The organism is Streptomyces sp. NBC_00122 (assembly GCF_045160845.1).
Taxonomy (GTDB): Bacteria; Actinomycetota; Actinomycetes; order Streptomycetales; family Streptomycetaceae; genus Streptomyces.
The window spans coordinates 5,609,692-5,628,266 of sequence record NZ_CP108191.1 but is presented as its reverse complement, the minus strand read 5'-3'; the positions used below and the strand labels follow the sequence as shown (position 1 = coordinate 5,628,266).

Below are 18,575 nucleotides of genomic sequence, written 5' to 3'. Positions count from 1 at the left end.
CCCCGCCCCGCCGCCGGACCCGGCTCCGCCCGACCCCCGGCGCCCAGGCCTCGGCCGAGCCCCCGCCCCGGCGTAGCCTTGATGTCGGAAAACCGCCAGCCGTCGTGGATCTCGCCCCGGATCCTGGAGCCATGCACACCGACACCGAGCGCTGCGTAAGGGCCGTGCAGTCGAAGGACGCCCGCTTCGACGGCTGGTTCTTCACCGCTGTGCTGACCACCCGGATCTACTGCCGGCCCAGCTGCCCCGCCGTACCGCCCAAGGTCGAGAACATGACCTTCCTGCCCAGCGCCGCCGCCTGCCAGCAGGCCGGCTTCCGGGCCTGCAAGCGGTGCCGCCCCGACACGAGCCCCGGATCGCCCGAGTGGAACGCCCGGGCCGATGCCGTCGCACGGGCGATGCGGCTGATCCGGGACGGGGTCGTGGACCGGGAGGGGGTGCCGGGCCTCGCCACCCGCCTGGGGTACTCGACCCGGCAGGTCGAGCGCCAGCTCAACGCCGAGCTCGGCGCCGGTCCGCTCGCCCTGGCAAGGGCCCAGCGCGCCCAGACCGCCCGACTGCTCATCGAGACCTCCGAACTCCCCATGGGCGACGTGGCCTTCGCCGCCGGGTTCTCCTCCATCCGCACCTTCAACGACACCGTCCGCGAGGTCTTCGCCCTCGCCCCGAGCGAGCTGCGGGAGCGGGCGGTGAAGGCCAGCCGCCACAAGAACGCCCCGCCCCGCATCCCCGGAACGATCAGCCTCCGGCTGCCGTTCCGCGCGCCCCTCAACCCGGACAACCTCTTCGGGCACCTCGCCGCGACCGCCGTCCCCGGCGTCGAGGAGTGGCGGGACGGCGCCTACCGCCGCACCCTGCGCCTGCCCTACGGCACCGGGGTCGTCGCACTGACCCCGCAGCCCGACCACATCGGCTGCCGCCTCGCCCTGACCGACCTGCGTGACCTGACCATCGCGATCAGCCGCTGCCGCTGGATGCTCGACCTCGACGCCGACCCGGAGGCGGTCGACGAGCAGCTGCGCTCCGACGCGCTGCTGGCCCCGCTCGTGGACAAGGCTCCCGGGCGCCGCGTGCCCCGTACGGTCGACGCGGCGGAGTTCGCCGTACGGGCCGTCCTCGGCCAGCAGGTGTCCACCGCGGCGGCACGCACGCACGCGGCCCGGCTGGTCACCGCCTACGGCGAGCCGGTGGAGGACCCGCTGGGCGGACTGACCCACCTCTTCCCCTCCCCGCAGGCGCTCGCCGGGCTGGACCCGGAGTCCCTGGCCATGCCGCGCAGCCGGCGCACCACCTTCACCACCCTGGTCTCGGCGCTCGCCGACGGTTCGCTGCCGCTCGGCTTCGACAGCGACTGGGATGCGGCGCGGGCCCAGCTGTCGGCGCTGCCCGGCTTCGGCCCGTGGACCACCGAGATCATCGCGATGCGGGCGCTGGGCGACCCGGACGCGTTCCTGCCGTCCGACCTGGGCGTCCGGCGGGCCGCGCAGGGGCTCGGGCTGCCGTCCACGCCCTCGGCGCTGACCGCCCGGGCGGCCGGCTGGCGGCCCTGGCGTGCGTACGCCGTGCAGTACCTGTGGGCCACGGACGCCCACCCCATCAACCACCTGCCCGCCTGAGGAGCACGAGCATGAGCAGCAAGCAGCACGCCGTCGTCGACAGCCCGTACGGTCCGCTCACCCTGGTCGCCACGGACGGCGTCCTCAGCGGCCTGTACATGACCGGGCAGCGCCACCGCCCCGCCGAGGAGTCCTTCGGGGAGCGGGTCGCCGCCTCCGAGGAGCCGTTCCCCGAGGTGGCGCGGCAGCTGACCGCGTACTTCGCCGGGGAACTCACCGACTTCGACCTCCCGCTCCGGCTGGCGGGCACCGACTTCCAGCGCAGCGTGTGGGACCAGCTGGTACGGATCCCCTACGGCGAGACCTGGTCGTACGGGCAGCTCGCGTCCGAGCTCGGCAAACCGAACGCCTCGCGCGCCGTGGGCCTGGCCAACGGCAAGAACCCGATCGGCATCATCGTGCCCTGCCACCGGGTGATCGGCGCCTCGGGCGGCATGACGGGCTACGGCGGCGGGCTCGAGCGCAAGGTGCGGCTGCTCGACTTCGAAGCCGGGGCCCGGCAGCTCCAGGTCTAGACGGGTCTAGACGGGTCTAGACGACGAGCAGCGGGACGAGCAGGGCGAAGGCCGCGCCCGCCTCCACCGCGTAGCCGTACAGCGACGGGTGCTGGACGGGGGCGGCGAGCAGGACCACGCTCTGCTGGGCGGTGGCCGCCGCCACCCACTCGGCGTCGGCGCCGAGGTTGCCCTGGTACCAGCCCTCGCAGGAACCGGGGCCGCTGACGGCGAGGAGGTCGTCCTCCCGGCGGTAGAAGGCCTGCCACTGCGCGGCGGGCACGGACCAGCCCTCGAAGTCGGAGAACTGGGCCCAGCCGCCGTCGCGTATCGCGGTGTCGAACAGCCATACGGGCGTCCCCTCGGGGGTCACCTCGCCGCCGGCCTGCTCATCGGTCGTGAAGTGCACCATGGGGAGCGCGTCTGGCCCGTCGGCGGTGCTGGGCCAGGCATACATCGTGATCATCAGCTGATTCTGTCCTGCTCGCAGTAAGCCCGGTGTTACCTGGACGCCGGGCGGCGGCCGTTCTCCAGTTCCGCCGCGCCCTCGCCCGACAGCAGGACCCGGTAGGCCTCTTCGGTGCGCGGGCCGAGCGATCCGGGGAGGTACGCGGTGAGTTCGGCGGGGTCGACCAGCCGCCAGGAGAGCAGTTCCTCCTCCTGGAGGGTGATGGAGGCGAGTTGCGCGTCGTCCAGCACCCCGCCGTCGTAGAGGTACGCGACCAGCGGCGGGCGGCCCGCGCCGAGGCTCCAGTCGACGGCGAGCAGCCGGCCGAGCGGTACGTCGAGGCCGATCTCCTCGGCGCTCTCGCGGCGGGCGGCCGTACGGGGCGACTCGCCGAGGTCCGACTCGATGGTGCCGCCGGGCAGGGCCCAGCCCTCACGGTAGTTGGGCTCGACGAGCAGGACCCGCCCCTGGGCGTCCCGGTAGAGGGCGGCCGCCCCGGCCAGCACCCGGGGCAGGCTCGCGATGTACGTGGCGTAGTCATCCGTGGTGGTCACCGAGCCACCCTACCCAGGGGTGCCGGGCCCGTCCTCGCGGTCCCGGTCCTTGGACCCGGCGCTCCGCGCCCCCACGCCGAGGACCCTTTCCTCCCCGGCCTGAAGGCCTGGGCCTCCTGGGAGAACTCAAGTGAATCCGCGCTCATGCGGCCACACTATGCGGGCGTATATCCGTATTTAGGCGCATGGCGCGCCGGGTGTGACCCAGGCCACTCATGGGCATAGGAGGATCCTCCGGATAAGCTCATGGAGGCGCGACTGCACTGTTCGATAGCAAGGGAATAGCAAGGTGACGGACGGAGCAGTAACTGAGGCCGCGCGCGTGCTCATCGCCGCGGACAAATTCAAGGGCTCGCTCACGGCCGTTCAGGTCGCGGAGCGGGTGACGGCGGGCCTTCGCAGGGCCGTACCGGGCGTGGAGATCGAGACCCTCCCGGTCGCGGACGGCGGCGACGGCACGGTCGCGGCCGCGGTGGCGGCCGGTTTCGAACGCCGCGAGGTACGGGTCACCGGACCCCTCGGCGACCAGGTCACGGCGGCGTTCGCGCTGCGCGGGGGCACCGCCGTGGTCGAGATGGCGGAGGCCTCCGGGCTGCAGCTGCTGCCGACGGGCACCTTCGCGCCGCTGACGGCCACCACGTACGGCTCCGGCGAGCTGCTGAAGGCCGCGCTGGACGCGGGCGCGCGCTCGATCGTCTTCGGCGTGGGCGGCAGCGCCACCACCGACGGCGGCGCGGGCATGCTGGCGGCGCTGGGCGCGGTGTTCCTGGACGCGAACGGCGAACCGGTCGGTCCGGGCGGCGGCGCGCTGGCCGAGCTGGCCTCGGCCGACCTGTCCGGCGTCGACCCGCGCTTCGCGGACGTGGAGTTCGTGCTGGCGAGCGACGTGGACAACCCGCTGACGGGCCCGAAGGGCGCGCCGGCCGTCTACGGCCCGCAGAAGGGCGCGTCGCCGCAGGACGTGGCGGCGCTCGACGCGGCGCTGGACCACTTCGCGGTGGTGCTGGAGAAGTCGATCGGCGCGAAGGCAGCCGAGTGCGCGGTGCTCCCGGGTGCGGGCGGCGCCGGCGGCATCGGCTACGGGGCGCTGCTGCTCGGTGCGACGTTCCGGCCCGGCATCGAGCTGATGCTGGAGGTACTGGGCTTCGCGCCGGCCCTGGAGCGGGCCACGTTGGTCATCACCGGTGAGGGCTCGCTGGACGAGCAGACCCTGCACGGCAAGGCTCCGGCGGGTGTCGCGGCGGCGGCCCGGGCGGCAGGCAAGCCGGTCGTGGCGGTCTGCGGGCGGCTGCTGCTGAGCCAGGAGGCCCTGGAGGCGGCCGGTATCCGCAAGGCGTACCCGCTCACGGACCTGGAGCCCGACCCGGCCAAGTCCATCCCGAACGCGGGACCCCTGCTGGAGCAGGTCGCGGCCAACATCGCCGCCGACGTTCTCTGACCCGGACGCCCCGGTGAGGCCCGGTCCCCCCGAGCGGGGGGACCGGGCCTCTGCCGTGGGCGGCGACCCGAAATGCCGGCGGGGCGGCGGTGCGGGCTGATAGGCATGGCGGTCATGGACGACACCTCGGGCCTTCCGGCCTCCCGGAGCCTGATCACCGAGCGGCTCGTGCTGCGGCCGCTGGACGCGGACGGGGCACGGCGGCTGATCGACGGCGCGCCGGGCCCGGACGACCACTGGGGTCCGGGCTACCCGGACGCCGGGGACCGGGCGGGCGCGGAGCGGTACCTGCGCGTGCTGGCCGCGCACGGCGACCCGCTGCCGTTCGGGGCGTACGAGATACGGCGCCGGGACGACGGCACCGCGATCGGCGGCGCCGGTTTCCACGGCCCGGCCGACGCCCGGGGCCGGGTGACCGTCGGCTACGGGCTGATCCCCTCCGCCAGGGGCCGGGGCTACGCCACCGAGGCCTTGCGCGCGCTGCTCGACCACGCCCACGAGCACGGTGCGACCGCCGTCGAGGGCGACACGGACCTGGCGAACACGGCCTCGCAGCGGGTCATGGAGGCCGTCGGGATGCGGCTGCTGCGGGAGGACGGCCGCCTGCGGTACTACGCGGCCGAGAGCAGCTGAGCCGTGGTCACCACGCGGGCGAAGCCACCGCCCTGGAGGTTGACCGCGGTGGCGGTGGCGAGTTCGTCGGCGGTCAGGCTCAGGCCCGCCGGGCCGGCGAGGTCGAAGGTGTGGGTGGCGTCGAGCGGGACGAGGACGTCGTAGCCCAGGTTCCCGGCCATCCGGGCCGTGGTCTCGACGCACATGTTGGTCTGGATCCCGGCCACCACCAGCTGGCCGATGCCCCGGGCGGTGAGCCAGGCGGCCAGGTCGGGGGTGCCGTAGAAGGCCGAGTTGACGTGCTTGGTGATCAGCAGGGACTCGTACCGGCGCTGCTCCACGAACTCCTTGAAGGCGTAGCCCGGCCGGTCGGCGGCGAGTACGGAGCCGGGGCGGAGCGAGGCGTGCCGCACCTGCACCACCGGCCGCCCGGCGGCCTGCCAGGCGTCCATCAGAGCGGCGATGTTGTCCTCGGCGGCCGGGTTGTTGCGCGGCCCCCAGAAGGACGCGTCGTCGAACCCCTGCTGCACGTCGATGACCAGCAGGGCACTGTCGGGGGCGATCTCGATCGCGTTCTTCGTCATGGCTTCATGCTCGTGGCCCGGGAGCGGGGCCGACAGAGCCACCGACGCCCCTGATCGATGGGATCCTGCCAGCCTGGCAGGATGGCACACTGGCCTCGTGCACCGCGTCGCGATCCTCGTCCAGCCCGGCATCCGCAGCTTCGACCTCGCCGTGATCACCGAGGTCTGGGGCCCCGACCGCAGCCGCGTCGGGGTGCCGGCGTTCGAGCTGCGCCGGTGCGCCCTGGAACCCGGACCGATCGCCCTGCCCGGCGGGCTGACCCTGGCCCCCGACCGCGGGCTCGACTGGCTGGCCTCGGCCGACCTGGTCGTCGTACCCGCGCTGGCCTCGCCGGACGATCCGACGCCCGAGCCGGCCCTCGCCGCCCTCCGGGAGGCGCACGCGCGGGGCATCCCGGTGGCCGCGCTGTGCGCCGGGGCGTTCGTCCTCGCGGAGGCCGGGCTGCTGGAAGGCCGCCGGGCGGTGACCCACTGGTCGCTGGCTCCCCGGCTCGCCGCCCGCCATCCGGGGGTGCTGGTCGAGGACGCCCCGCTCTACGTGGAGGACGGCGGGCTGTGGACCTCCGCCGGGGTGGCCTCCGGCATCGACCTGTGCCTGCACCTCGTCCGCGAGGCGCACGGCGCCGAGGCCGCCGCCGCCATCGCCCGCTCGATGGTGACGGGCCCCTTCCGTACCGGGGACCACGCCCAGTACCTGGACCGGCCCACGCCGGCGGCCGACCGGACCGCCGAAACCCTGGCGGCCGTACGGGAACGCGCCCTGCGCCATCTGCACGAACCGCTCGACGTGGCCACCCTGGCCCGCTGGGCGGGCATGTCCCCGCGCTCCTTCGCCCGGCACTTCGCCTCGGCCACCGGCACCACTCCCCACCGGTGGCTGCTGAGCCACCGCCTGGACGAGGCCCGCAAGCTGCTGGAACGCACCGACCATCCGGTCCCGGAGGTGGCCCGCCGCGCCGGTTTCGCCAGCGAGGTCACCTTCCGCCAGCACTTCACTTCGTACGTCGGCCTCAGCCCCCGCGCGTACCGGGTTGCCGCCGCCGCCGCGCAGCCGCCCCCAAACCACCTGGACAGTGTTAGAAAGGGCTCATGACCGGACGTAATGGTCGCCAGCCGACCGGGTGGGGCCCGCGCCTGTTCGCGCGCCCGTCCGGGTGGGCGCACAGTGTCGCCGGTCAGGTCTTCGCCCTCATGGCGGTGATAGTGCTGCTGCTCATCGGCGCGGGCGCGGTGGCGCTGGTGGTCCAGTCCCGGTACGACAGCGAGCGCGACGCGCGCAACCGCTCGCTCGCGGCGGCCGAGGCCTTCGCCCACGCCCCCGGCCTCCCGGCGGCGCTGAAGGCGGCGAACCCGACCGCCGAGCTCCAGCCGCTGGCCGACGCCGCACGCCGCGGCTCCGGCATCGACTTCATCGCGGTGATGAACCTCGACGGGGTCCGGTACACCGACTCGCGGCCCGAGCTGATCGGCAAGCGCGCCACGGGCGATCTCTCCCGCGCCCTCGCCGGGCACTCCTTCACCGAAACGTTCCTGGGCGAGCCCAGCGACGCGGTGCGGGCCGTCGTGCCCGTACGGGACGCGGACGGCGCGGTCATCGGCCTGGTCGGCACGGGCATCGAAGTGGCGAACGTGGCCGACGCCGTCGAGGCCCAGGTCCCGCTCCTCATCGGCGCCACGGCGGCCGCCCTGCTGCTCGGCACGGGCGGCGCCTTCCTGGTCAGCCGACGGCTGCAGCGCCAGACCCACGGCCTGGGCGCCGCCGAGATGGCGCGGATGAACGAGCACCACGAGGCCGTGCTGCACGCCGTGCGCGAGGGAGTCCTCATCATCGGGACCGACCGGCGCCTCGTCCTCGCCAACGACGAGGCCAGACGGCTGCTCGACCTGCCGCCCGACGCCGAGCAGCGGCACGTCTCCGACCTCGGCCTCGACCCGCGCACCACCGAGCTGCTCGTTTCGGGCCGGGTCGCGACGGACGAGGTGCACCTGGCGGGCGACCGGCTGCTCGCGGTCAACCAGCGGCTCGCCAAGCCGTACGGAGGCCAGCCCTCCGGCACCGTCATGACCCTGCGCGACTCCACCGAGCTCGCCGCGCTCTCCGGCCGGGCCGAGGTGGCCCGCGAGCGGCTCCAGCTGCTCTACGACGCCGGCGGGCGGATCGGGACGACGCTGGACGTGGTGCGGACCGCCGAGGAGCTGTCGGAGGTCGCCGTCCCCCGCTTCGCGGACTTCGTCACCGTGGAACTGCTGGAGCCGGTGCTGCACGGTGACGAACCCGCGCTGGCCGCCGGCATGTACACGGAGATGCGGCGGGCGGCCATGAGCGGGGTCCGCGCCGACACGCCGCTGCAGGCGGTCGGCGACACCATCCGGTTCGTCGTGCCGACCGCGCCGATGTCCGCGGCCCTGGACGCCGGGCAGGCGGTGCTCGCCGCCGATCTGCACGCCGCCATGGGCTGGCGGGCGCAGGACGCCGACGGGACCCGGCTGGCCCTCGACTACGGCTTCCACTCGCTGATCTCCGTACCCCTCCAGGCGCGGGGCGTGGTCCTGGGCATGGCCAACTTCTGGCGGGCCGCCGACACCCCGGAGGCCTTCGACGAGGAGGATCGTTCCTTCGCGATGGAGCTGGCGGCGCGCGCGGCCGTCTCCATCGACAACGCCCGCCGCTTCACGCGCGAGCACGCGACGGCCGTGACCCTGCAGCGCAGCCTGCTCCCCCGGGTGCTGCCCGAGCAGACAGCCGTGGAGGTCGCCTTCCGCTACCTGCCCGCGAAGGTGGGGGTGAGCGGGGACTGGTTCGACGTGATCCCGCTGCCGGGCGCCCGGGTGGCGCTGGTCGTCGGCGACGTCGTCGGGCACGGGGTGCACGCGGCGGCCACGATGGGCCGGCTGCGGACCGCCGTGCACAACTTCTCCACCCTGGACCTGCCGCCCGACGAGCTGCTCGGGCACCTGGACGAGTTGATCAACCGGATCGACCAGAACGAGTCCGCGGGCGGCAGTGACGGGGGCGGCGCGGACGGCATGGGTGAATCGGCCGGGATCACGGGCGCCACCTGCCTGTATGCGGTCTACGACCCGGTCTCCGGGCGGTGTGTGATGGCCAGCGCCGGGCACCCCGGGCCGGCCCTGGTGCGGACCGACGGGCACGTGGACTTCCCGGCGCTGCCCGCCGGGCTCCCGCTCGGGGTCGGCGGCATGCCCTTCGAGGCCGTCGAGCTGCAGCTGCCCGAGGGGAGCCGGCTCGTGCTGTTCACCGACGGTCTGGTGGAGGACCGCCAGCGGGACTTCGACTCCGGCCTGCGCCTGCTGGCCCAGACGCTGTCCGCGACCGGCCGCAGCCCCGAGCAGGCCTGCGCGGACGTGCTCGCCGCGATGCTGTTCCCGACGCCGGCGGACGACATCGCCCTGCTGATCGCCGACACCCGGCGGCTGGAATCCGGCAAGATCGCCGAGTGGGAGGTGCCCGGCGAGCCGTCGGCCGTCTCGCGGGTGCGCAACGCCGGTTCGGCGCAGCTCTCCGCATGGGGGCTGGACGGCATCTCTTTCAGCACCGAGCTCATCCTCAGCGAGCTGGTCACCAATGCCATCCGGTACGGGAGCGCGCCCGTCCGGGTCCGGCTGCTGTGCGACCGCAGCCTCATCTGCGAGGTCTCCGACGGCAGCAGCACCTCCCCGCACCTGCGGTACGCGGCCACCACCGACGAGGGCGGCCGCGGGCTGTTCCTCGTCGCCCAGTACGCCGAACGGTGGGGCACCCGCTACACGGACCGCGGCAAGGTCATCTGGGCCGAGCTGCCGCTGACCGGGGGCTCGGAGCCGTCGGCGCCGGACCTGCTGGACCTGGACGCGGCGGACCTGGACTCGCTGGAGGACCTGGCCTGGTGACGCGGAAGCGGCGAAGAAAGGTTTCGCCGCCCGCGCGACATCCTGACGTCCCACGTAGTCATGAGGGGTATGCACGGGGATCACAGGACAACGGAGCAGGTGGGGGCCGAGTGAAATCAGCACAGGAGGACGAGTACCTGGAGTTCGTGGGCGCGAGGGCGAAGGCGCTCTACCGCTCGGCATACGTCCTGGCGGCCGGCGACACGCATCTTGCCGAGGACCTGGTCCAGGAAACCCTCAGCCGGGTGTACGTGCACTGGAACCGGGTGGCCGGTGCGGACAATCCGGCGGCCTACGCCCAGACGGTTCTGGTCCGCGCCTTCCTCAGCCTGCGGCGTCGGCGGAGCACCGCGGAGCGCCCCGTCGGGAACATGCCCGACAGTGCGGCGTCCGGTCCGGACGCCGCACTGCGGCTCACCCTGGTGGACGCCCTCGGCAAACTTCCGCCCCGCGACCGGGCGGTGCTCCTGCTGCGCTACTGGGAGGACCGCAGCATCGAGGAGACCGCCCAGATGCTCAGGACGAGCAGGAGTGCGGTCCGCTCCCAGGGCACCCGTGCACTCGGCAGGGTGCGTGCGCTGCTCGGCGACAGCCTGTCCGACCTGGTTCCGCACTGAGCACCGCATACGCAGGTCAAACCGCCGCAAAGCCCGCATCAGCGATAGAAAAGGTGACGCCAGCATGCCGTTCGAAGCAGACCTCGCACATGCACTGGACCGCACGACCGACTCCCTTGAACCCGATCTCACCGCGCTCCTGGGCGGAGCCGTCGAGCGCGGGCGGAGCCGTCGGCGCCGGCGCAGGGCCGGCGTCATCGCCGGGGCCGGCGCCTGCGCCGTGATCGCGGCAGCCGGCCTGGTGATCCCCGGCGCCCTCGCCGGGACGCACTCCGCGGGATCCGACATCGAGACGGTGGCGCTGGCGATGCCCCGTTCCGCGATCACCGGCACCCAGATGATCCAGGCCCTGGAGATGACGTTCCCCGGGGGCCGGTTCAGCCAGGCGACCGGACAGAGCAACAACCCCGCGGATCCGTCCGGCGGGTACGTCGCCAACGGCGGACTGGTCGTCGACGACGGGAACGGCGCCGCCAGGGTCGGCGTCTCGGCCGTGCGGCTCAAGCTGCCGCTCAGGGACGGCGACGGGCTGAGCTGCGAGCGGACGCCCGCGCGTCCCGCAGGTGACACCTGCGCGCTGAGCGAGTTGCCGAGCAGCGCCGCGATTCCCGGCGGGGCCGTGGTGATGTCGGAGCAGAACGCGGCCGAACACCCGGCTCGTGCCGACACCGCCCGCCGCTGGACGGTGACGGTGACCCTGAAGTCGACCGGCGCGCAGCTTCAGATGGTGCAGTGGAACAGCACCGGCGGCGGCAGCGGTCCCGACACACCGAAGCCGACCCGTGCCGCTCCCCCGCTCTCCGAGCAGCAGGCGGTGGCCGCACTCACCGGTGCCACCTGGGCGCCGATCCTCGGTGCGGTCGGCTGACCCGTTGCGGTGCCGAAAACCCGGTCGCCCGGTCTCGTAACGCCTTCTCAGACCGGCCTCGCGCGGGCCAGCAGCACCGCCACGTCGTCCTGGGGAGCGTCCGGCAGCAGCCGCCGCAGGATCCCGTCGCAGAGCTCCTCCAGGGGCTGCGAGGCTCCGCGCAGGGCCCGCGCCAGCTGGTCCAGGCCCTGGTCGAGGTCCCGGTCCCGGGCCTCGATGAGGCCGTCGGTGTAGAGCACGAGCAGGCTTCCCGGGGGCAGCCGCACCTCTTCGGTGCGGAAGTCCTGCCCGCCCGTGCCCAGCGGGGTGCCGGGCGGGCCGTCGAGGAAGGTGATGGTCCCGTCGGCGCCGACGACAGCGGGCGGCGGGTGCCCGGCGCGGGCGATCACGCAGCCCCCGGACGCCGGGTCGTGGACGGCGTAGACGCAGGTGGCCATCTCGTCCTCGCCCAGGTCGGCGACGACGGCGTCGAGCGAGCCGAGCATCCGAGCCGGGGGCACGTCGAGGCGCGCGAGGGTCCGTACCGCCGTGCGCAGCTGGCCCATCACGGCCGCCGCGTGGATCCCGTGGCCCATGACGTCCCCGATGACCAGGCCGGTCCGCCCGCCGGGCAGCTGGATGACGTCGAACCAGTCGCCGCCGACGTCGTGGTCGCTGGCAGGCAGGTAGCGCCCGGTCAGTTCGAGGCCGGTGACCTGGAGCAGCTCGCTGTTGGTGAGGCTGCGCTGGAGGGTCAGGGCGGCCTGCCGCTGGCGGGTGTACATCCGGGCGTTGTCGATGTTGAGGGCGGCGCGGGCGACCAGCTCGTCGACGAGTACGCAGTCCTGCTCGTCGAAGGGCTCGCGCTCGCGGACCCGGGTCACGACGACCGCGCCGAGCACGGCGCCCCGGGCGACCAGCGGGATCAGGCGGGCGGAGCCGAGGGTGGCGAGGTAGGCGCGCAGCGGTTCGGCGCGCGGGTCCGTGATCAGCTCCGGAATGTCGGAGACGTAGAGGTTCATGGCCTGCCCGTCGGCGATGACCTGCTCGTAGACGCTGCCCTCGGGGATCTGGAGGGTCTGGCCCGCGGCGAGTTTCGCGGTGGGGGCGTCCGGGTCGGGGAATCTGACGGCCAGCCGCCGCAGGACTCCGTGGGTGGAGCCGGCCGCCTCGTCCGGTTCGATCGCCGCTTCGAGCAGCTGTACGTCGGCCGAGTCCGCGAGCTGCGGTACGAGGACGTCCACGATCTCCCGGGCGGTCTGATGGAGGTCCAGGGTGGTGCCGATGCGGGTGCCCGCCTCCGCCAGCAGGGCGAACCGGCGCCTGGCCTGTTCGGCGTCGGCCTGGGCCCGCTGGCCCTCGGTGATGTCGATGAGGGAGGCGATCAGGCCCAGCGGCCGCCCGGAGCCGTCGAGCAGGGGAGCGTACGAACAGGACCAGGTCCGGTCGTGCTCGGGGTCGGCCGCGGTCCGCCCGGTGCGGCGGACGTCGACGATGGCCGCGCCCTGGTCGAGGACCTGGCGCATGGTCGCCTCCAGCGCCCCGGCGTTGACCCCGGGCACGACCTCGGTGAGCCGTTTGCCGACGTGCTCGGCGGGCGGGACCCCGTTCATCCGGGCCAGCGCGTCGTTGACCCGGATGAAGCGCAGGTCGAGGCCGAGGGTGCCGATGCCGATGGGCGACTGGGTGAAGAGGCTCTCCAGGGCGGCGAGCGAGTCCCGCATGTGGAGCACCTCGGAGGTCTCCACGGCGATGAGCATGGCCCCCGTACGCCCTTGCGGGTCCTGGGCGGGGACGATCCACATCTCCATGACGACGGTGTGGCCGTCGCGGTGGCGCACGGGCAGGGTGCCGACGACGGTCTCGCCCGCCTGGACGCGGCGGGTCAGCTGACCGGCGAGCTCACGGTTGGCGTCGGGGACCAGGACGGCGGAGCCGAGGCGGCCGAGGATGTCCTCGGGGCGGTACCCGAGCAGGTCCTGGGCGGCGAGCGACCATTCGACGACGCGCCCGTCCGCGTCCTCCCGCCACAGGGCGATCGGCAGCAGCTCGCGGAGCACGCCCGCGTACCCGACGGCCGCCACCGGCGGGTCCGGCACCTCGCTCGTCGACTGGTAAGTGTCCAACGCACCGACCTCACCCCGGGGGGCCTGATTCCTACCGATTCACCCTATCCGAGGCGTCGGCGCAGGGCTCTGTGTCCGACGATTTCCGGTCCCCGGGCGGGAGGTCCGGCGGGGACCGGAACTCGCCGGACCAGCTCGCCACACCGGAAACGCCAGAACTCTTGACTCGGGCGAAATACGGAGGAAACTCATCAATACACCGGAAAACCGGATAGAGCCGCACCCCCTTCTGGAGACGTCCAGAGGCCCGCGTGACCCTTGTCCAGGCTCTGGCCAGGCCCCCGGCAGATCTCGCGATCCACGGGAGCCATCGGCGACGGCGGATGGCTCATGGAATCGGCGGGACTGCCGGGGACTGCCGTGTCCGGCTACTTCCGCAGCGCGCCTTCGAGGGTCCGGGTCGCCCGCCCCTCCCCCAGCACCGCCGCGACGGCCTGCGCGAGCCGGGGGATCCGGTGGCCCGGGATCCCCGCGATGTTGAAGCGGCCCGACGTGGTGCCGTAGACGGCGAACTCCCGGCGCAGCCGGAGCATCTGCGCCGCGGTGAGCGGCAGCATCGAGAACATCCCCTTCTGCAGCGCGAGTGCCCGCGCCTGCGGGCCGCAGCCCAGGGCGCTCAGGTGGGTCGTGAGGTCCGCACGGTTGGCCACGATCCGGCCGCGCATGACCTCCAGTTCCGCCTGCCAGGCGGCCCGCAGTCCGGTGTCCTCCAGGATGGTGGCGACGACGGCGGCGCCGTGCTCGGGCGGCATCGAGTACAGGGTCCGGGCGGCGTTCTGCAGGGCCGTCTCGACGTGCCGCAGCGCCTGGCCGGACTGGCCGAGGACGATGGCGCAACCGGTGCGGTCGCTGTACAGGCCGAAGTTCTTCGAGCAGCTGACGGCGATCAGCATCTCGGGCACGCGCGCGGCCAGGATGCGCGTGGGCAGCAGGTCGGCCTCCAGCCCGTCGCCGAGCCCGTGGTAGGCGAGATCGACGAACGGCACCCAGCCGCCCTGGGCAGCCAGCTCGGCGAGCGCCTCCCAGGCGTCCAGCGTGGGGTCGGCTCCCGTCGGGTTGTGGCAGCACCCCTGGAGCAGGACGACGTCGCTGCGCTGCGCGCCGCCCAGTTCCCGCAGCACGCCTTCCGCGTCGAAGCCGCCCTGCGCGTCACGCCAGCCGTACGTACGGACCTTCAGCCCGGCGGCCTCCAGGATGGGCCGGTGGTTCACGTACGCGGGGTCGCTGATCCAGACCGTCGCGCCCGGGCGGGTCCGGCATATCAGGTCGGCCAGCAGTCGCAGCGCGCCGGAACCGGCGACGGTCTGGACGGCCACGGCCCGGTCGGCCGGCACCTCGGCCCCCAGGACCAGCGCCTGCACGGCCCGGTTGAAGGCGGTGTTGCCGGAGAGCCCCCGGTACTCCTTGGACTCGGAGCGCTCCGCCAGACGCATCTCGGCGTCACGGACGGCGGCCATGACGGGCGTGCGGTCCGTGTGGTCGCGGTAGACGCCGAGGACGAGGTTCAGGCGCTCGGGCCGCTCGTCGGCGGCGAACTCCGCGGTCAGGTCCCACAGCGGGTCGGTGGGCGGCGGCGGGAGGAGCTCAAGCATGTGCGGGGACCTCGGGTCTAGGGGGAGTCTTGTCGGTCGGGCCGGATCAGGGAGCGGCGTCTGGTGCGTGCGATCGCAAGGCCGAGGAGGGAGTCGACGCGGAGCGTCGGCGACCGACGAGAACGCGGCGAGCCTGCGTGCCAGGCACAGCGAGCCCGGCCTGACCGGCAAGACGCTCCCTGAGACGGCTGCCGGGACGACGGTTGGCGAGTACGACGCCGATGGTGATGAGGGGTACGCCGATGAGCACGGCGAGGGTGGGTGATTCGTCGAGGAGGGGGATGGCCAGCAGGACCACGGCCACGGGGCTGAGGCTGCCGACGACGGAGCTGCGCTCGGCGCCCAGCCTGCGGATGGCGAAGGCGTACAGCAGGCCGGCGCACAGGCCGACCCCGAGCCCCTGCACGACGAGGAACAGGGCGATGTCGCCGCCCGCCGCGTGCGCGAGGCCCGTCGGGAGCACCCCGGTCAGGACCAGGAGCCCGATCACCGCGAAGGAGGGCAGGCACAGCAGTCCGATCGAGCCGACCGGGTCGAGGTCGACGTCCCGCAGGCCCACCGTGTAGAGGGCCCACAGTCCGCTGGCCACCAGGAGGGTTCCGGCCCCCGCCAGCACGTCCGTGTCCACGGGGACGACGTAGCGCCAGACGAGGGCGATCACGCCGGCCGCGATCAGCGCGAGCCCGGCCGCCTGGGTCCCGCGGGGCATGCCGTGCCCGCGCGCGGCCATGAGCGCGGAGACGAACAGCGGGACCATTCCGGGGACGATCGAGCCGACGAACGCCGCGGACGTCAGGGCGCCGCCGTGCATCGCCGCCAGGAAGAACGGCACTCCCGCACCGCAGATGATCTTGATGGCGGGGCCCGGCCGGACCGCCGCGATCCGGTGGCGGCGCCGCCACAGCGCGGGGAGCAGGACCACGATCGGGACGCCGAAGCGCAGCAGGGCCGCGTCGGCGGGCAGGAGGGTGGAGGCGCTCAGGGCCCGGGCGCTGAGCGCGAAGGCGGCCCAGATCGACACGGTCACCAGCAGCGCGAGCACGCCCTGGGCGTGCGGGGAGAGCCCGCGTCGGCTGGGGGTCCCCCCAGCGGTAGCTGGGGGAGGGTTTCCGGCCGACGGGACCGCTGCGTCGGGAGGCGCGGTCACCCCGGTGATGTTCGTCGCGACCACGGAAATTGCTCCAGCCTCTGAGACCGGACCGGTCTGGTCCGTTCCCGGGCAAGGCTAGGGCTTCGGACGGGGCAGCCGATTGCCAGTTCTGCCTCTCGGACATACGTTTGGGGCAGAATCTGCCAAGGAGTGGCCATGGACGCAGTCGATCTGCAGATCATCCGGGAATTGCAGGCCGACGGGCGCCTGAGCAACCAGGACCTCGCCGACCGCGTCCGGCTCTCCCCCTCGCCCTGCCTGCGCCGCGTCCGGCGGCTGGAGGAGGCGGGTCTGATCCGCGGCTACACGGCGATGGTCGACCAGGTCGCCTTCGGGCTCCCGGTCACCGTCTTCGTCCGGATCCGGCTGGAACGCCACACCGCGGAGGCGGTCCGGCTCTTCGAGGAGCACGTGGCGGTCATCGAGCACATCCAGGACTGCTACCTGATGGCGGGGAGCAGCGACTACCTGCTGCGCGTGGTCATCGAGGACCTGGAGGCCTACGAGGCGCTGGTGCGCCACCGGATCCACGCCATTCCCGGCATCGCCTCGATCGAGTCGAGCTTCGCGTACGGCAGTGTCAAGCAGTCCCGCACGTACCCGCGCCCCTCCCCGGGCGCCTCCGCGCGACCGCTGTGAGGTCCGCGCGGGCGGCCTAGCGGGCGGCCTCGACCGCCGCCTCGAAGGCCGCGTAGGCCGCCGCGTCGAAGAGCACGAACCGCACCTCGTCCACGTCGGTCCGGGCCGCCCGTACGGTCTCCACGGCGATCCGCGCCCCGTCGTCCATCGGCCAGCCGTAGATCCCCGTGGAGATGGCCGGGAAGGCGACCGTACGGGCCCCCAGCTCGTCGGCGACCCGCAGGGACTCGCGGTAGCAGGAGGCCAGCAGCGCCGACCGGTCGTCCTCCCGCGACCAGACCGGGCCGACGGTGTGGATGACGTGCCCGGCCGCGAGCCGGCCCGCGGTGGTGGCGACGGCCTGGCCGGTCGGCAGGCCCTTGCCGTAGTGCGAGCGGCGCAGGTCCTCGCAGGCGGCGAGGATCTCCGGCCCGCCGCGCCGGTGGATGGCGCCGTCCACCCCGCCGCCGCCGAGCAGCGAGGAGTTCGCGGCGTTGACGATCGCGTCGGCCTTCTCGGCGGTGATGTCGCCGAGGACCAGGGTGATGCGGAGCATCAGGAGTCCTTTCGCAGGTGGCGCCAGACCGCCTTGGCGGCGTTGTGGCCGGACATGCCGTGCACGCCCGGGCCCGGCGGGGTCGCGGAGGAGCAGATGAAGACGGCCGGGTGGGGGGTCGTGTACGGGAACAGGGAGAGCTTGGGGCGCAGCAGGAGCTGGAGCCCCGAGGCCGCGCCGCAGGCGATGTCCCCGCCGACGTAGTTGGGGTTGCGGGCGGCGAGCTCGGGCGGGCCGGCCGTGGCGCGGGCCAGGACCAGGTCGCGGAAGCCCGGTGCGAAGCGCTCCAGTTGGCGTTCGACCGCGTCGGTGAGGTCGCCGCCCCAGCCCGCAGGGACGTGACCGTACGCCCAGAACACGTGCTTGCCCTCGGGCGCCCGGCCGGGGTCGACGAGGCTGGGCTGCGCGGTGATGAGGAAGGGGTTGCGAGGGGCGCGGCCGCCGGAGGCGAGTTGCAGGGCGGCGTCGACGTCGCGGGCCCGCGGGCCGATCTGGACGGTGCCGGCCCGGCGCGGTTCCTCGGCGGTCCACGGGACGGGGCCGTCCAGCGCGTAGTCGATCTTGAATACGGAGGCGCCGTACTTGTAGCCCTCGTACACCCGGCCCAGGCGTGCGATGCGGGCCAGCGCGGCCGGCGAGGTGTCGAAGACGTACGCGCGGGCCGGCGGGAGGTCGTCGAGCCGCTTGACCTCGAAGCCGGTGTGGACCGTGCCGCCGAGGTCGCGCAGGTACGCGGCGAGCGCGTCGGAGATCGACTGCGAGCCGCCGCGCGGCAGGGGCCAGCCGTTCGCGTGCGCGGCCAGGGCGAAGACGAGGCCGACGGCGCCGGTGGCGATCCCGTCCAGCGGGGCGATGGCGTGCGCGACGAGCCCCGCGAACAGCGCCCGGGCCCGGTCGTCGTGGAAGCGGCGCATGAGCCACGTCGAGGGGGGCAGCCCGGTGAGCCCGAAGCGGGCGAGGGTGACGGGGTCGCGGGGCAGGGCGGTGCTCGGCAGCGACATGAAGTCCCGGGCCAGCGTGTCCCATTTGCCGAGGTAGGGCCCCACGAGCCGCCGGTACGCACCGGCGTCGCGCGGCCCGAGGGACGCCGCCGTCTCCGCGACCGAGCGGGACAGGACTGCTGCCGTGCCGTCGTCGAAGGGGTGCGCCATGGGCAGCGGGGCGTGCAGCCACTCCAGCCCGTACCGCTTCAGCGGCATCGTGGCGAAGACGGGCGAGCCGATGCCGAGCGGGTGCACGGCCGAGCAGGGGTCGTGCCGGAAGCCGGGGAGGGTCAGCTCCTCGGTCCGGGCTCCGCCGCCGACCGTGCCGGCGGCTTCGAAGACGGCCACCGAGAAGCCGCGCCGGGCCAGTTCGACGGCGGCCGTCAGCCCGTTGGGCCCCGCCCCCACCACGACCGCATCGAGAATCGACGGCACTTGCGACTCCTTCG

General features: G+C 73.7%; 17 protein-coding genes. 9 read left to right on the top strand and 8 right to left on the bottom strand.

Going from position 1 to position 18,575, the window contains the following annotated elements; genetic code table 11:
- The first annotated feature begins 131 nt into the window (after window positions 1-131).
- Both OG737_RS25990 and OG737_RS25985 read left to right on the top strand, forming a co-directional pair.
- Entirely contained in the window at window positions 132-1,616 is a 1,485-nt protein-coding gene (locus OG737_RS25990) for an AlkA N-terminal domain-containing protein (protein WP_405677647.1), read from the top strand.
- An 11-nt stretch (window positions 1,617-1,627) separates the two neighbouring features.
- Window positions 1,628-2,131, top strand: a complete 504-nt coding sequence (locus tag OG737_RS25985) for a methylated-DNA--[protein]-cysteine S-methyltransferase (RefSeq protein ID WP_328928612.1) — start codon at window positions 1,628-1,630, stop codon at window positions 2,129-2,131.
- Window positions 2,132-2,147: 16 nt separating this feature from the next.
- Here the strand turns inward: OG737_RS25985 and OG737_RS25980 are convergent, their stop codons facing one another.
- On the bottom strand, window positions 2,148-2,576 hold the full coding sequence (locus OG737_RS25980) for a hypothetical protein (protein WP_328928611.1): 429 nt from the start codon (window positions 2,574-2,576) through the stop codon (window positions 2,148-2,150).
- A 35-nt stretch (window positions 2,577-2,611) separates the two neighbouring features.
- Window positions 2,612-3,112 carry an NUDIX hydrolase gene (locus OG737_RS25975; RefSeq protein WP_328928610.1) on the bottom strand — a complete coding sequence of 167 codons (501 nt, stop codon included), beginning with the start codon at window positions 3,110-3,112 and terminating at the stop codon, window positions 2,612-2,614.
- A gap of 289 nt (window positions 3,113-3,401) precedes the next feature.
- On the opposite strand from OG737_RS25975, the gene OG737_RS25970 reads away from it, so the two are divergent.
- Window positions 3,402-4,550 (top strand): glycerate kinase, encoded by a 1,149-nt coding sequence (locus OG737_RS25970; protein ID WP_328928609.1) that lies wholly within the window; start codon window positions 3,402-3,404, stop codon window positions 4,548-4,550.
- Between the two features lie 114 nt (window positions 4,551-4,664).
- Window positions 4,665-5,183 (top strand): GNAT family N-acetyltransferase, encoded by a 519-nt coding sequence (locus tag OG737_RS25965; protein WP_328928608.1) that lies wholly within the window; start codon window positions 4,665-4,667, stop codon window positions 5,181-5,183.
- On the opposite strand, the gene OG737_RS25960 is transcribed toward OG737_RS25965, so the two are convergent.
- Window positions 5,162-5,746 (bottom strand): cysteine hydrolase family protein, encoded by a 585-nt coding sequence (locus OG737_RS25960; protein ID WP_328928607.1) that lies wholly within the window; start codon window positions 5,744-5,746, stop codon window positions 5,162-5,164. The genes OG737_RS25965 and OG737_RS25960 overlap by 22 nt on opposite strands.
- Before the next feature lie 97 nt (window positions 5,747-5,843).
- On the opposite strand from OG737_RS25960, the gene OG737_RS25955 reads away from it, so the two are divergent.
- The 4 genes from OG737_RS25955 (at window position 5,844) to OG737_RS25940 (ending at window position 11,122) form a co-directional block, all read left to right on the top strand.
- On the top strand, window positions 5,844-6,839 hold the full coding sequence (locus OG737_RS25955; protein ID WP_405677651.1) for a GlxA family transcriptional regulator: 996 nt from the start codon (window positions 5,844-5,846) through the stop codon (window positions 6,837-6,839).
- Window positions 6,836-9,637: a SpoIIE family protein phosphatase gene (locus OG737_RS25950; RefSeq protein WP_405677653.1), complete on the top strand. Its 2,802-nt coding sequence runs from the start codon at window positions 6,836-6,838 to the stop codon at window positions 9,635-9,637. Before OG737_RS25955 ends, OG737_RS25950 begins: the two co-directional genes overlap by 4 nt.
- A gap of 110 nt (window positions 9,638-9,747) precedes the next feature.
- Window positions 9,748-10,254: a SigE family RNA polymerase sigma factor gene (locus tag OG737_RS25945; protein WP_328928605.1), complete on the top strand. Its 507-nt coding sequence runs from the start codon at window positions 9,748-9,750 to the stop codon at window positions 10,252-10,254.
- Window positions 10,255-10,318: 64 nt separating this feature from the next.
- Window positions 10,319-11,122, top strand: coding sequence for a hypothetical protein (locus tag OG737_RS25940; RefSeq protein WP_328928604.1), 804 nt, complete (start codon window positions 10,319-10,321; stop codon window positions 11,120-11,122).
- Between the two features lie 47 nt (window positions 11,123-11,169).
- Here the strand turns inward: OG737_RS25940 and OG737_RS25935 are convergent, their stop codons facing one another.
- From OG737_RS25935 to OG737_RS25925, 3 genes are all read right to left on the bottom strand, one after another.
- Window positions 11,170-13,227: a SpoIIE family protein phosphatase gene (locus tag OG737_RS25935; protein WP_405677657.1), complete on the bottom strand. Its 2,058-nt coding sequence runs from the start codon at window positions 13,225-13,227 to the stop codon at window positions 11,170-11,172.
- Between the two features lie 368 nt (window positions 13,228-13,595).
- Window positions 13,596-14,819 carry an aromatic amino acid transaminase gene (locus OG737_RS25930; protein WP_405677659.1) on the bottom strand — a complete coding sequence of 408 codons (1,224 nt, stop codon included), beginning with the start codon at window positions 14,817-14,819 and terminating at the stop codon, window positions 13,596-13,598.
- Between the two features lie 46 nt (window positions 14,820-14,865).
- Complete coding sequence (locus tag OG737_RS25925; RefSeq protein ID WP_328928601.1) at window positions 14,866-15,990, bottom strand: DMT family transporter; 1,125 nt, start codon at window positions 15,988-15,990, stop codon at window positions 14,866-14,868.
- A 135-nt stretch (window positions 15,991-16,125) separates the two neighbouring features.
- Here OG737_RS25925 and OG737_RS25920 point away from each other — a divergent pair, with 135 nt between their 5' ends.
- A complete protein-coding gene (locus OG737_RS25920; protein ID WP_328928600.1) occupies window positions 16,126-16,608 on the top strand; it encodes an Lrp/AsnC family transcriptional regulator in 483 nt (160 codons plus the stop codon).
- Between the two features lie 16 nt (window positions 16,609-16,624).
- Here OG737_RS25920 and OG737_RS25915 read toward each other — a convergent pair whose 3' ends face one another.
- Together OG737_RS25915 and OG737_RS25910 are read right to left on the bottom strand one after the other, a co-directional pair.
- Window positions 16,625-17,143 carry an O-acetyl-ADP-ribose deacetylase gene (locus OG737_RS25915; RefSeq protein WP_328928599.1) on the bottom strand — a complete coding sequence of 173 codons (519 nt, stop codon included), beginning with the start codon at window positions 17,141-17,143 and terminating at the stop codon, window positions 16,625-16,627.
- Complete coding sequence (locus OG737_RS25910) at window positions 17,143-18,561, bottom strand: phytoene desaturase family protein (RefSeq protein ID WP_405922049.1); 1,419 nt, start codon at window positions 18,559-18,561, stop codon at window positions 17,143-17,145. The genes OG737_RS25915 and OG737_RS25910 overlap by 1 nt, the downstream gene beginning before the upstream one ends.
- Between the last annotated feature and the right edge of the window lie 14 nt (window positions 18,562-18,575).